We start from the raw sequence: 12,918 nt of genomic DNA, 5'->3' as shown, positions 1-12,918 counted from the left end.
CATTACCAGTAACTAGAAGTTACTTCCATTCCATCCCCAGTTGCTTACTTCCTCATATTTTACGTAGATTTTATCTTTAGGCATACCTAAAACTTCGTTATATATATCGCATATTGCACTGGTTAATCGATCATAATCACTACTATTTGCTTTACCAAAGATCTTCACTTCAACAAAAGCTATTTTTTCTGATGCTTCACCTTTAAAATATAAGTGGCATTCTTCTTCAAATCCAAGCATTAGCCAGGACTCACTTTTACCAGGTATTAGTTCAATAGCTTTCCCTAATTTCGTTTTAATTAATACTTCTTGTTCCTTGGTAATCTTCATAGATAATTTTGAATTTATAAATGGCATAGTATCGCTCCAATCTTTTTATTATAAGTATATTTCTCAAACTTCTAGTTTGAATATATAAGTTATTATAACAGATTTTACCTAGATTAAAAGTTAATTTGTGATATTCACTATTGTAGGTTTAGTTTCTCTAATCTATTCTTTACTACTTGCCAATTTATATTCTCTATAAATGCATCAATATACATTCCTTTTTCCGTTCCATAATCCAGAAAATAAGCATGTTCATACATATCCAATACAAGGATTGGATAGGAAAGAGCAATATTACCATGATCATGCGCATCTAAGCTTACATTCATTAATTTTCTAGATCTTTGCTCATAAGATAAGATGGCCCAACCTCGACTAGCTTTCGCGGTTGCAACAAAATCTTCTCTCCACATATCAAAATTATCAAAACCATGTTTTAAGTAACCGTCCATTTCTTCTGGTAAAGGTGTATTTCCTCCAATGTTTTCAAAATATAATTCATGAAGAATGATTCCATTTAATGCAAAACTTTCTCCCCTTTTCAATCCACGATAATTGCTATATGTTGAATTAGCCTCTTCTCGGTTTGCATCTAATAGCAATTCTTCTATTTCATTATATTTGTTAACATAGCCCTTATAGAGTTTCAAATGTTCATCATATTGTATTCTATTCACAACAGTAATATCATTCGAATACTTAAAATCAACCATTTCAATACTCATAAAAATCTCCTAAAATCATTTTATATATTCTATGGTAGTAAATATTGAATTATTCCATGTAGTTACGATTCAATATTTATTTCACACTTGCTCCCATCTGTCGCCATCGGCGACATTTAAATCAGGGGTGTGAAGAGCTTTATTTCACACTATCCTACATGCCTACGACTTGCTCACAGGTCTAAATTCATCGTGTAAAACGCTTTATTTTACACTTTTAGTAGGTATATGTACCCATTGCTTCTCGCTTCGTTAACTCATAAAATTAAGTTAAATAAGGAGGGAATACAAATGTTAAAAGCTGTTATATTCGATATGGATGGAGTTTTAATTGATAGTGAACCATTACATGCCAAAGCAGCCATATTAACGCTTAAAGAATATGGGGTTGATCTGTCAACTGAATACTGTTATGGGTATATAGGAAGCACTACAAAATCAATGTTTGAAACTATTATTAAAGAATTTAAGCTAGAAGTACCTGTTGAAGAAATGTTAGAAAAAAATGCAACCATTACAGCTTCACTTCATGAAAGTGAAGGTTATACACCGATTGAGGGTACACTAGAGTTGCTTCATGATCTATATAAGAATGGAGTTAAACTTGCTGTAGCTTCCTCTTCTTCACTTGATTTAATTAAAGAAGTCACTAGTAAACTCGGCATCATCGGTTATTTTGATCAATTAGTAAGTGGTACTGATGTAGAACATCCAAAGCCAGCACCGGATGTATTTCTTAATGCTATGAAATTACTAGATGTCACACCAGATGAGTGTATCATCATCGAAGATTCCATGAATGGGGTTCTTGCTGCATATGCTGCAAAAGCAAAATGCATTGGATTTATTAATCCTAACTCCGGTAATCAAGATTTATCAAAGGCCTGTGTTCTTATTGAAAGTTTTAAATATATTACTTATCAATTTATTGTTAATGAATATAGACGTGCCTATGGATTACCTATTACTATTGCAACAACCGAGCGCTTAATTATACGTGAATTAACTGTCGAAGATATTACTAACATGTATCAAATCTATCAGAATCCTGAAGTCTGCAAGTACATTGATAATCTGGATGAGTATTTAGAAATTGAAATTGAGAAACACAAAGCCTATATTAAAAACGTTTATGAATTCTTTGGCTATGGTTTATGGGGAGTATTTAGCAAAGAAACAGGTGAACTAATCGGCAGATGTGGCATTCAAAACCAAGAGATTGACGGAAAAGTTGAAATAGAAATTGGTTATTTATTAGATCAAAACCATTGGGGACTCGGCTATGCGATTGAATGTACAAGAGCTGTATTACTATATGCTTTCGAGGAACTAGGTATCAACCGAGTTGTAGCTAAGATCAATAAATTGAATACACGTTCTATTAACTTAGCAAAACATATGGGTCTCCACCTTGAAAAAGAGATAACTATCGCCAAACGCGTATATGAATTATATGCTATTGAGAATGTTGATGAGATATCTCTCGAGGATGAAGCTTAAGTATTTCATATTAAATCACTATTAGATTATAAAATTAGATATTAAAATACAAAAAAGTTAGATAATGAACTATTCTTATCTAACTTTTTTATGTTCTAATTTCAATATTACCTTTAAGTAAATAAATATCTTATTCGGTGTTAATTATCATGATTAATCAATTGATTATAATCATACTCGGTAAGCCTATGATAATATCTACTAATTTCATTAATGGTGAAGCAATAGATAAAAGGATCTACTTTCTTATACTTAAAATACATGATGTAATCAAATTCATCATTATTTGCTTCTTCAAGAATGACTTCATCATTAATCATGTTGGAATATTTTAAGAATATAGAATGAATACCTTCTAAATTAGAATCTGATTTCTTCATCTCTTCAATTAAATCTTTTAAAAACATATTACCTTGATTATTCTTTTGTATATAATCAACACCGCATGAAGGTACAGTAACCTTATATCTTTCTTTTTCAACACCAATTTTAATTCTTCCATACTTGGATTCCATATAATCTATTAATTCTTTTAAAGTGTTAACAAATTCATCCTTATTCAGATCTCCTAATTCTAATAAATGTTCAAATAAATCTTTGGTATAAAATATATTGGTCGGTTCACCTTTAAGATAACCCAATTTTACAATACCTTCATATATTGTAGCTTCTAGATTGCTACTAAAATTCTCAAATAGCTCAATTTTATTTTTCATAACTGCTCCTTGTATTATCACTTGTATGAAAATAATTATTTCTTTTTGTACATCATTTGTCAACCATTCTTCACATTATTTTTCTAACTACTTTCATATTATTTTTTAACCAATCTTCATATCATTTTACTTGATTGTAATCTTAGTTGAAATAGTTTAGACTAGTAAGAAGAAAAACTATGTAATATTATATCTATAATTCGAAATATTTATCTTTTGGAGAATCATAGAGTATGAAAAATGATGGAGAATAAAATAATGAAAATTTCAAAAAATCTTAATTTAAAAAATAATAGCTTTTCGAATTTCAATCAATATGATAGAATAAATGGTGCTGTAAAAAATCTTAACAATCCATATGAGAATGCTGCCTTAAAAGTATATCATTTGATAAATAAAAACCCTGATACTTCTGTTTATTCAAAAAGGTATCAAAATAAAAAAGCAAAGGAGAACACTTTCGTGGACGAAATATATAAAATTATTGAAGATAAAATAAAAGCTTCTGGTTATGCAGACAATGTTAATGGTTATGAAATCTATTCTGAAATATCAGATTTTATTGAAGATAAAGAAGATGGAACCTATGTATTTTTATCGAAACATGATAACGAAGATGTATTTGAATACCAAATTGATGTAATGGAAGATAATTTTAATTTATCTTATATTAATATCAAAACAAACACTGAATCTTATCATATTGACTTTGACAATTAAATTCAAGAATAAATTTAAGTGAGGCTATCGCGCTAGTGATTAATATCAACTAGTGAGATAGCCTCATTTAATATCAAACAATTTTAAATACATTTGATATCCTAATACTTTAATATATACTAAATATAATAATATTTAAACTAATGATATTCGCAATATCATTACTCATTATTTATTCGTATTTGTATCAGTATTAGTATTTACATCATCTGTATCATTATCATTTACATCGGTATCATTTGTTGTAGTACCGTCGTTAGGTACTGCAGTTATATCAGGTGTTACTGTAGTATCATCTGTTGTTGTACCATTATCATTTGTTGTTGCTCCGTTATTTGCATTATCAGCTGTACAACCAGTAACCATACCTAATGTTAGACAGCATATTGCTAATAATACGTATATTTTTTTTCTCATGGAATACTCCTCCTAAATAAATTTTTACGCAACCATTCATTAAATTAATTTCTGAATAGTAACATTTTTTACTCTGTTAGTATGCCACTCAAAATTTTTTCTTATTCATTTTTTTGGATGAATGCCTATCTTTTTAAAATCACTCTCATTTAAATCCTGATAATTTTTTTTATTTGCAATACAATATTTTCTTATGGCAATAAATTTCTTTGATTCTTTTTTATCTTTTTTTAGTTCATTGATGTTTACAACATATCCTCCAGCCTCATCTGCTAATTTTTCAAGCTTGTTAATGTCTTCTATCCACTTTTTCTTCAACTTAACCCCTCCTTAATAAAGTGTATTTTTCTAATAAAATCTTTGATTTAACCTCATCAAGGACCATGCGATATGGATGACCAATTCCTATTAATTCAGCTCCAAAGCTTTCATGATAATGCTTAATTAATTCCATATTTTTGGCTTCGAAATAAATAAAACCATCAAATCCTAATTGAATGGACTGTTCGATAGCAATTGCAAATAAATGTCCTCCCACTCCTAGATATTTTTTATTCTTTCCTTGATTATGTGGTGCACTCTCCATTAGATTAATATGTACCGCCATTTCTGCTGATCGCTTTTCCAAAGCGATTAACCCCTGAATATTATCATCATCTTTTAAATTAAGTTGATAGATTTCTTTTCTCTTAATAAACCAAGAATTCCATTCCATCAAAAATCCTTTTTTAGTTAAGCAAGGAATCTCACTTTTATCTATGATGGAATATGTAGTATCAACAAACTCATTTGTTTCCCTATCAAGTAAACACGGAGTAAAAGCGTCCATATAAATATCGATCAAGCTTTTAACTTCTCTTTTTTTTAAGATATAAAAAAATAGAAAAAATATACCTATCCTAAGTATATTTTTTCTATCCCTGTACTAATTCATTATTTAATGTAGTGATTTCACTTGCTTGCAAGGGTGAAATCACAAACGTTGAGAGTGAAAGGATTTTTCTTTCACTCTTTTCATTCTAACAATGCAATATTTAATCGCGCATCAGTTTTTATGTATCCGTCTACTGTATTTATTCTTGTTCTTTTGTCTTATTATAGCAATATTGTATAATATCTTTTCTTGTTACTATTCCTATAAAAATATTCTTATCGTCAATGACTGGTACAAAATTTTGATCCATAGCTTTTGATATTAAATCCTCAATATTCGAATCAATCGTTACAGGCATGTTATCCCTGCGTCTTGGAATGTCCATTATAATCGTACTTTTTGATATATTGCCTTTTTTAAAATACGAATCCTTCACTGACCATAAAATATCTCCTTCAGTTATTGTCCCAACGTATTCTCCCTTTTTATTAATAATAGGAATTGCAGAATACTTTTGAGGCTCTATCTTTTCAATCACTTCCATTAATGTATCATTCGAATAAATATAAGTTATCTCACTTTTTGGTTTTAAAAAAAATAATATGTTCATAACAAACTCCTTTTGTACTTTACTTATGTATATTACAAAGTACTATGCTCAATATCGGAAGGGCATTCATACTGCCTTCCTCCTCTATCTATTATAACTTATATTTGTTCTCTGGTCAAAAAGTTTAAGAAATGTTAAGAATTTATACCTGATTCGAGGGTCAAAATCAGATAGTTTTTTTGTCATTTGTGGTTAATTTGATTAATTTTATTTTTATTTGTCACATAAAATCGTTTTATGAATACTATATAGTAGATAACAATTAAATAGTTGCTATTTAAGTAAAAAGGAGATAGATTTTATGGATAACAGATACGCTGGTAAAGAAGTTAATGCTACTGTTTTACATTCTGATGCTCATATAACTTGTGAAAAGAAATGCGATGCAGCTGTCGTGAATGCTGATACGCTTACAGGTGCTTGTAATTATCCTTGTTGCGGTGGAGATATCAAAATTCCAGTAGTTCTTGCAGAATTCGTAATTCAAATAGACTCAGAGTCTAAGATTAGATTAAATGATCTTGCTTATGAAATTAAGAGGATTGAAAAAGAAGTATTTTTAACTCAGTGTAGATATATTCCACCAACAGACAAAGTATTTATTGAAGGATATATTAGAAAAAATATTGAATATGCTTCAAGAACTTGTTCTCATCGTGGAGCAATCGGTGGTACTATTAAAGATACAACGGTTCATATTCCATTCAAGGCATATACACAAGTAAACTTCCCTAATAAACCACAAGTAAAACCTAACTTTCCTCCAATGGTTGCAAGATACTTCGATGAAAAGAGAATGGGTAAAAATATCAGAGAAGCTGATCGCTCAAATATTGAAATCTTCAATGAGCCAGTCTTTTGTGAACTTGAATGGTCTGCAGTATTTGATGCAGATATTGATGATAGAGGAACTCCAATTGAAGGATTCCTTAACGAAGAAGAGTTCCAAGAATTTACAGATAAATCGGTTGTTTATTTATGCGTGAAATTACTTCAAAAGCAACAAGTATGCTGGCCAAATAAACCACATCATGGTGAAGGTCCAAAACCTGAACCTACTAATATAGAATCAGAATGGAGTTTTCCTATCCAGGACTTTTTAAATAAATAATAAAATGATATTGTAGGCTGTTGCATTTTATACATTCCAAATATCTTCCCTCTTGTATTACTATGCAACAGTCTTTCTCTTAAATTGTATAACTACTAAAAGTTCTATATATGCTGATAACATATATAGAACTTTTTATAATTTGCACATCAAGATCCGAATTAATGTGATTCACTTATTCTAATATTGTTTTATTTTCTTATTGTATCATCACTTATTTTATCAATACAGTCACGAATTACTGAAACAGAATTCTTAAATAACTTACGTTCATCCTCTGTTATATGAAGTTCAACGATTTCCTTAACACCAGTAGCATTCAGAACAACTGGAACCCCTGCAAATACATCCTTTTCGCCGTATTCACCATCAAGATAGGTAGAAACTGGGATGATTCGGTTCTCGTTATTTACCATTGCCTTAATGATTCCTACTGTTGTCGCAGCAATACCATAATTGGTTGTTCCCTTACCTCTTGCAATTACCCATCCATCGTCAATCGTAAGTTTTCGAAGTTCTTCAAAATCAAGTTCTCCAAAACGTCCTTTATTATCAGCTAAAATATCATTTAACGATTTCCCACCAACTGTAACATGACTCCATGGTACAATCTGAGAATCACCATGTTCTCCAATGGTATAGCCTTGAACACTCTTAGTATCTACATTAAAGATATCTGCTATTCTAAGCTTTAATCTTGCAGAATCTAGAGATGTTCCTGTACCAATGATCTGATTCTTTGGTAACCCAGATAATTTATATACATAATAGGACATTACATCTACTGGATTGGTTATTATGATAAAATGTCCACTAAACCCAGACTCCATAATTGGTGGTACAATACTTTTCACTATCTTAGACGCAGATTCTACCATATCTAATCTTGTTTGCCCTTGAACCATTGGAACTGCTGCCGTAATTACTATAATATCCGCATCTTTACAATCAGAATATTCCCCATCATATACTTTTACTTCTCGGTTTAGATATTCCACTCCATGCTGTAAATCAAGTGCCTCACAATGTGCCTTTTTCTTATTAATATCAATCAGTACAATTTCGTTACAGAGTCCTTGAATCATTAGGTTATATGCCGTGGAAGCTCCTACATTACCAGCGCCTACAATTGCTATCTTTGTTTGCTTTATCGCCATAGAATAATCCTCCTATTGTTATAGTCTACTATATTATATCCATTTATAAAGAAAACGCAATCCAGCACATTGGCGCATTAAATTGGCATAATTTTAGCACTCTCTCGTATTCGTTTTTTTACTTACTACTAATGATATTGTAAATAACGCAACACCGAAACCAATTTGAATTAGCATATATTTAAATATAACAGATAAGTTATCAAATGAGAAATCTGTTAATTTTGATATTGCCTTTGTTGCCATGACATACCAATAGGTAGGTGTAAACCTTCCGATACTTTTTGCTGTATTACCAAGTAAATCAATATCAACAAATACACCGCTTACAAAACTAAGTCCTAAACCAATGACGTTTGCTGCACCATTAATCGCGCTTTGTGTTTTCGCTACTAAACTAATTAAATAAGCTATGCTAAGTGCACATACAGAAAAGATGAAAGCATTTAGTATATATAACAATGTATTTTTATCAAAAGTAAGATTATTTATAATAGATAAACCTACTACGATTAATATAGTAGCTGAACCTATTGTAAATATTAAATTTCCTAAGATGTTCTGCATTTGAAAACTAGAATTGGAGATTGGTGCAACTAAGTTTCTTCTCTTAATATCCAATTCTCGTAAAGATAACATAACGAGTGATACACCCATAACTAAAGTTGACATTATTCCATATGCAAAGAAACTAAAGAAAGTTTCCTTCCATTGATTACTCTCACTATTTTTCGTTAGCATATTTACTTTCACATCACTTGATAGATCTTTCATGACATTTGAAACAATTTCCTTTTCTGACATAGTGTTAAAACCACTCTTGTAGCTTTTTGCAGCTGTTATAAAATTATTAATCTTAATATCGATAAAAGCAGCTTTTGTGGAATCTGGTACCGATTGCTTTACTATGTTAACTTCTTTTCCAGATAAGAAATTATTTGTAAATCCCTTTGGAATAGTGATTATATACTCAATTTTTCTAAAAAATAGAGCATCTTGTAAGTCTTCTTTACTTTTACCAATATCAACAAAGTTGCAACTTTTCTTAAGATAACTTTTGAATCCTTTTACGAATTCAGTATTATTATCCTGATTAATAAGAGCTACATCAACTTTTGTTTCTGAAAACATATTGTTTTCTTTCTGTTTATAATTTGTAACATTCAATACTAAAATTCCAAGAAATATTGCAATATAGACTAGTATTGATGTTGAATTCTTTCTTAATAGCTTAAAATATAATTTAAAGACTTGCATAATCTCTCCTCCTTGTAAATATATAAGTAATTCCTATAAATATAATGGACAGGATGCATAACAATATGATATTCGTAAAGAATCTTGCATGCGTATCATAGTAATATAGACTATAGAGTGCATCCGTGATCAAGGAAGCTGGATTAATATAGCTTATAATTGGTGCCTTTTCCTGTATCATTATTTTCATATCGCTAATCATTAACCCTGATAGGAAACTTCCACCAAGAGATACTAACATTAAAATACTTGATTTTAGATGCTTATTTTTTGTAATAATACTAGAAACCATTGCTCCAACAGTAAGACCAGCAATACATCCAACTGCTGATGTTAACATTACAAAAGGAATCTGATTGCCAAATTCAACATGTAGAGCAAAGATTAAATAAGCTAATAAACACACTTGACAAATAAACTGTATGGTACATGCTGCTAATAAATTGCAAAATAATAATTTCATCTTATGAACAGGAGCTATATTAATTCTTGCCCCCTGTACTGATTGATTAGCTTGGATTGCAGATACTTCTTCAAGCCCCCAGTCAGCAGCAAATAGGCACGCCATAGCAATTAATGCATAGAAATAATTTACGGTTGTGTCTGGTTCATTAGTTGTACTTACCTGTTCCTTAATATAACTATTGGAACTCATTAATTCTTTGGTAACTGTTTCTAGTTTGCTTGGATCCTTTTTTAGAACCGAGGTAATAATATTCGCGTGACCACGGTAGCTATCTAGAAAAGATTTTACGATTGTTTGGTCGATAGAAGATTCCATTACTGATAAACTATAATTATCTTCTACATTGATATATCCCATTACTTTATCACTCTTTAATAGGTCTTTTACCTTATCTTCACTCCCGATAGTTACTTTGAACATTTTTTTCCCATCTTCTGAGGATTCCACTGATTTTAAAACGGATTGAAAAGCTACATCTTTTTGATAAGCAGCATTATCAATAACCGCGATAGGTATAGAATTGAATTTTTCTCCACTATAAAGATTTGAAAAAGCTATATTGAAGAATGTACTAAGTACGATTGGAAATAATAAACACCAAAACAATCCCTCTTTGTTGCGTAATAAGCATTTTAAACGCATTCTATATAAATCAAACATAGTTTTCCTCCCTAATCTCTCAATTCTTTTCCTGTTATCTCTAAAAATACATCATTTAATGTTGGAAGTTCTGTGAAGATCTGACCGAAATGAATTTCTCTACCCTTTAAAAGTTCCAAGATATGAATTAAGTTATTTCTGCCCTTGTTTGATTTAATCCTCAATAGATTTTCTTCCTTTTTCACATCAATTACATTAGCAATACCACGAATCTGATCAATATCTTCTTCTTTAATGTCATATACTTCAATTGAAATTTTTTCTCCTAGAGAAATCATCTCTTTCAATTCTTCTTTTGTCCCAGCTGCAATGATTTTTCCTTTATCCATAATTGCGATTCTACTACAAAGTTGCTCTACTTCCTCCATATAATGTGTTGTATAGATAATCGTTGCACCTTCTTCATTTAATTGCTTAATTCCTTCAAGAATCTTATTACGGCTCTGTGGGTCTACGGCTACCGTTGGTTCATCTAATATAACTAACTTTGGTTTATGAGCAATACCGCAAGCAATATTTAATCTTCTAAGTAAACCACCACTTAGTTTCTTAGGATAGAACTTTACATAGTCTTCAAGTGATACAAATTGAATTGCTTCCTCTGTTAAACGCTTTACTTCTTTCTTATCCTTGATATATAAGCTACAGAAATAATAGATATTCTCATATACTGTTAATTCTTCAAATACTGCAACATTCTGAAAAATAACACCAATGTCCTTTTTGATATCATAAGATTCTGGGGTCATCTTTTTACCAAATAGTTCGATGCTACCTTTATCATATTTTAAAAGTGAAAGTAGACAGTTAATTGTTGTTGATTTGCCTGATCCATTTGGTCCTAATAACCCAAAGATTTCTCCTTCTTGTATTTCAAGATTAAGATGGTCTATTGCCACCAAATCCTCATATCGTTTTACCAAGTTATTAACTTTTACAACCATAATCATTCCTCCATATCATCCATATATATTTATTTTTAATATAATTATCATAGGTTTCCTTTTTCAAAGTACTTCTGTTATTAATTACCTATCTTCTGATACTACTATACTAAAACTAAGCCTGTCCTTACTAGTGAATTAAGTCATTATCGAATATGACAAATGTAATATTCTAACTTAGACATAATAACTGCTACAGTTAATTCTTTAATTACAGAGCCGCTAGGAATCCACTATTTTTGTTGAGAAATATTAGAAAAAATGATATAGTTATGTCACAGTTAGATTGCAAGTCGCGAGAGGCGACAGATGGGAGCTATTGTGTTAGAATTAATTGATAAATTGATATTCTTTATAGGTTGTACTATTTTGTACTTCTACCATTATAATAATGCGTATATTTTGGTTCCCATGATAATTACAATTATCATCAGTTGCTTAAATACTTATATGGAGAATCCTAAATTTTCTTCTCTATTATTTTTATGTAGTGTAATTATTTGTTTCTTCTATCCTGATCTGTTGGTATTTTTAATCATTATTCTATATGATATTGTATTTACAACTTATTGGAGATTTAGCTTTCTACTTCTTGTTCCTTTTCTGATGAACTTACAGGACAAGAATCAAGATATGTTATTTTATCAAGTAATAATTGCATGTGTCGTTATACTTGCCAAATATAAAACTAGTACATTAAATAAACAGAAACAAGCTTATAGAGAACTAAGAGATACTTCAAAAGAAGTTTCTCTCTTACTAGAGCAAAAGAACCGAAGTCTTCTTGAGAAACAAGATTATGAAATAAATCTTGCTACTCTAAATGAAAGAAACCGTATCTCAAAAGAAATACACGACAACATAGGTCATTTGCTCTCAAGATCCTTACTACAGATAGGAGCCCTTCTAACGATATCCAAAGAAGAAATTATAAAAAGTGAATTAACTAATTTAAAGGAAAGTATCTCAGAAGGAATGGATAGTATTCGTGCGAGTATTCATAATATGCATAATGAATCCATTGATCTCTATACTTGTCTTAATAAATTGGTCTCTGATTTTACCTTTTGTAGAGTCTCCTTTCAATACGACCTTAATACACTACCTCCAACCAATATGAAATATTGTATTATCGCTATCGTAAAAGAATCACTCTCCAATGTGATGAAGCATTCCAATGCCACAAAGGTTATCATACAACTTACGGAACATCCTATCATGTATCAACTGATCATATCAGACAATGGACTTGTAAGTAAGAATACCTTATCTCTTATCCAAGATATTAATAATGATGTAACCTCATCTGACGGAATGGGATTGATGAGTATTATTGAAAGAGTTCGTGGTTTTGATGGTAAATATCATCTATCTGGTAATAATGGATTCCAAATCTTTATTACTCTTCCTAAAAACAAGTAAAGGAGATTT

At 30.3% G+C, this 12,918-nt stretch carries 15 protein-coding genes; 4 read left to right on the top strand and 11 right to left on the bottom strand.

What is annotated here, in order from left to right; all coding sequences use genetic code 11:
• Nucleotides 1–12: 12 nt before the first annotated feature.
• Nucleotides 13–357 (bottom strand): phenylpyruvate tautomerase MIF-related protein, encoded by a 345-nt coding sequence (locus bsdtb5_RS08135; protein WP_271715530.1) that lies wholly within the window; start codon nt 355–357, stop codon nt 13–15.
• A 110-nt stretch (nt 358–467) separates the two neighbouring features.
• Entirely contained in the window at nt 468–1,055 is a 588-nt protein-coding gene (locus tag bsdtb5_RS08130; RefSeq protein WP_271715529.1) for a superoxide dismutase, read from the bottom strand.
• A gap of 291 nt (nt 1,056–1,346) precedes the next feature.
• Here bsdtb5_RS08130 and bsdtb5_RS08125 point away from each other — a divergent pair, with 291 nt between their 5' ends.
• Entirely contained in the window at nt 1,347–2,555 is a 1,209-nt protein-coding gene (locus bsdtb5_RS08125) for a GNAT family N-acetyltransferase (RefSeq protein ID WP_271715528.1), read from the top strand.
• A gap of 140 nt (nt 2,556–2,695) precedes the next feature.
• On the opposite strand, the gene bsdtb5_RS08120 is transcribed toward bsdtb5_RS08125, so the two are convergent.
• A complete protein-coding gene (locus bsdtb5_RS08120) occupies nt 2,696–3,271 on the bottom strand; it encodes a DUF3877 family protein (RefSeq protein WP_271715527.1) in 576 nt (191 codons plus the stop codon).
• Between the two features lie 258 nt (nt 3,272–3,529).
• On the opposite strand from bsdtb5_RS08120, the gene bsdtb5_RS21785 reads away from it, so the two are divergent.
• Nucleotides 3,530–3,991 (top strand): hypothetical protein, encoded by a 462-nt coding sequence (locus bsdtb5_RS21785; protein ID WP_330611974.1) that lies wholly within the window; start codon nt 3,530–3,532, stop codon nt 3,989–3,991.
• Between the two features lie 168 nt (nt 3,992–4,159).
• Here bsdtb5_RS21785 and bsdtb5_RS08110 read toward each other — a convergent pair whose 3' ends face one another.
• From bsdtb5_RS08110 to bsdtb5_RS08095, 4 genes are all read right to left on the bottom strand, one after another.
• A complete protein-coding gene (locus bsdtb5_RS08110) occupies nt 4,160–4,408 on the bottom strand; it encodes a hypothetical protein (protein WP_271715526.1) in 249 nt (82 codons plus the stop codon).
• A 105-nt stretch (nt 4,409–4,513) separates the two neighbouring features.
• On the bottom strand, nt 4,514–4,726 hold the full coding sequence (locus tag bsdtb5_RS08105; protein WP_271715525.1) for a hypothetical protein: 213 nt from the start codon (nt 4,724–4,726) through the stop codon (nt 4,514–4,516).
• Nucleotide 4,727: 1 nt separating this feature from the next.
• The gene (locus bsdtb5_RS08100; protein WP_271715524.1) at nt 4,728–5,252 is read right to left on the bottom strand and encodes a hypothetical protein; all 525 of its coding nucleotides are present in this window, start codon (nt 5,250–5,252) and stop codon (nt 4,728–4,730) included.
• Between the two features lie 229 nt (nt 5,253–5,481).
• A complete protein-coding gene (locus bsdtb5_RS08095) occupies nt 5,482–5,892 on the bottom strand; it encodes a CBS domain-containing protein (RefSeq protein ID WP_271715523.1) in 411 nt (136 codons plus the stop codon).
• A 301-nt stretch (nt 5,893–6,193) separates the two neighbouring features.
• Between bsdtb5_RS08095 and bsdtb5_RS08090 the strand changes: the two genes are divergently transcribed.
• The gene (locus tag bsdtb5_RS08090) at nt 6,194–7,003 is read left to right on the top strand and encodes a CsxC family protein (RefSeq protein WP_271715522.1); all 810 of its coding nucleotides are present in this window, start codon (nt 6,194–6,196) and stop codon (nt 7,001–7,003) included.
• Between the two features lie 191 nt (nt 7,004–7,194).
• On the opposite strand, the gene bsdtb5_RS08085 is transcribed toward bsdtb5_RS08090, so the two are convergent.
• The 4 genes from bsdtb5_RS08085 to bsdtb5_RS08070 all read right to left on the bottom strand — a co-directional run bounded on the left by bsdtb5_RS08085 (nt 7,195) and on the right by bsdtb5_RS08070 (nt 11,487).
• Nucleotides 7,195–8,160, bottom strand: coding sequence for an L-lactate dehydrogenase (locus tag bsdtb5_RS08085; protein WP_271715521.1), 966 nt, complete (start codon nt 8,158–8,160; stop codon nt 7,195–7,197).
• A 93-nt stretch (nt 8,161–8,253) separates the two neighbouring features.
• Nucleotides 8,254–9,417 carry an ABC transporter permease gene (locus tag bsdtb5_RS08080; protein ID WP_271715520.1) on the bottom strand — a complete coding sequence of 388 codons (1,164 nt, stop codon included), beginning with the start codon at nt 9,415–9,417 and terminating at the stop codon, nt 8,254–8,256.
• Nucleotides 9,404–10,543, bottom strand: coding sequence for an ABC transporter permease (locus bsdtb5_RS08075; RefSeq protein WP_271715519.1), 1,140 nt, complete (start codon nt 10,541–10,543; stop codon nt 9,404–9,406). The genes bsdtb5_RS08080 and bsdtb5_RS08075 overlap by 14 nt, the downstream gene beginning before the upstream one ends.
• An 11-nt stretch (nt 10,544–10,554) precedes the next feature.
• The gene (locus tag bsdtb5_RS08070; protein ID WP_271715518.1) at nt 10,555–11,487 is read right to left on the bottom strand and encodes an ABC transporter ATP-binding protein; all 933 of its coding nucleotides are present in this window, start codon (nt 11,485–11,487) and stop codon (nt 10,555–10,557) included.
• A gap of 309 nt (nt 11,488–11,796) precedes the next feature.
• Between bsdtb5_RS08070 and bsdtb5_RS08065 the strand changes: the two genes are divergently transcribed.
• Complete coding sequence (locus bsdtb5_RS08065; RefSeq protein ID WP_271715517.1) at nt 11,797–12,909, top strand: sensor histidine kinase; 1,113 nt, start codon at nt 11,797–11,799, stop codon at nt 12,907–12,909.
• Nucleotides 12,910–12,918: the final 9 nt, after the last annotated feature.

This window comes from Anaeromicropila herbilytica (assembly GCF_016591975.1).
Classification (GTDB): Bacteria; Bacillota; Clostridia; order Lachnospirales; family Lachnospiraceae; genus Anaeromicropila; species Anaeromicropila herbilytica.
This window is presented reverse-complemented; position numbering and strand designations above follow the sequence as displayed.

What these genes read in the sequence shown, in the direction of transcription:
- bsdtb5_RS08135 (WP_271715530.1), bottom strand. Translation starts at nt 357, where the DNA reads ATGCCATTTATAAATTCAAAATTATCTATGAAGATTACCAAGGAACAA.
- bsdtb5_RS08130 (WP_271715529.1), bottom strand. Translation starts at nt 1,055, where the DNA reads ATGAGTATTGAAATGGTTGATTTTAAGTATTCGAATGATATTACTGTT.
- bsdtb5_RS08125 (WP_271715528.1), top strand. Translation starts at nt 1,347, where the DNA reads ATGTTAAAAGCTGTTATATTCGATATGGATGGAGTTTTAATTGATAGT.
- bsdtb5_RS08120 (WP_271715527.1), bottom strand. Translation starts at nt 3,271, where the DNA reads ATGAAAAATAAAATTGAGCTATTTGAGAATTTTAGTAGCAATCTAGAA.
- bsdtb5_RS21785 (WP_330611974.1), top strand. Translation starts at nt 3,530, where the DNA reads ATGAAAATTTCAAAAAATCTTAATTTAAAAAATAATAGCTTTTCGAAT.
- bsdtb5_RS08110 (WP_271715526.1), bottom strand. Translation starts at nt 4,408, where the DNA reads ATGAGAAAAAAAATATACGTATTATTAGCAATATGCTGTCTAACATTA.
- bsdtb5_RS08095 (WP_271715523.1), bottom strand. Translation starts at nt 5,892, where the DNA reads ATGAACATATTATTTTTTTTAAAACCAAAAAGTGAGATAACTTATATT.
- bsdtb5_RS08090 (WP_271715522.1), top strand. Translation starts at nt 6,194, where the DNA reads ATGGATAACAGATACGCTGGTAAAGAAGTTAATGCTACTGTTTTACAT.
- bsdtb5_RS08085 (WP_271715521.1), bottom strand. Translation starts at nt 8,160, where the DNA reads ATGGCGATAAAGCAAACAAAGATAGCAATTGTAGGCGCTGGTAATGTA.
- bsdtb5_RS08080 (WP_271715520.1), bottom strand. Translation starts at nt 9,417, where the DNA reads ATGCAAGTCTTTAAATTATATTTTAAGCTATTAAGAAAGAATTCAACA.
- bsdtb5_RS08075 (WP_271715519.1), bottom strand. Translation starts at nt 10,543, where the DNA reads ATGTTTGATTTATATAGAATGCGTTTAAAATGCTTATTACGCAACAAA.
- bsdtb5_RS08070 (WP_271715518.1), bottom strand. Translation starts at nt 11,487, where the DNA reads ATGGTTGTAAAAGTTAATAACTTGGTAAAACGATATGAGGATTTGGTG.
- bsdtb5_RS08065 (WP_271715517.1), top strand. Translation starts at nt 11,797, where the DNA reads ATGGGAGCTATTGTGTTAGAATTAATTGATAAATTGATATTCTTTATA.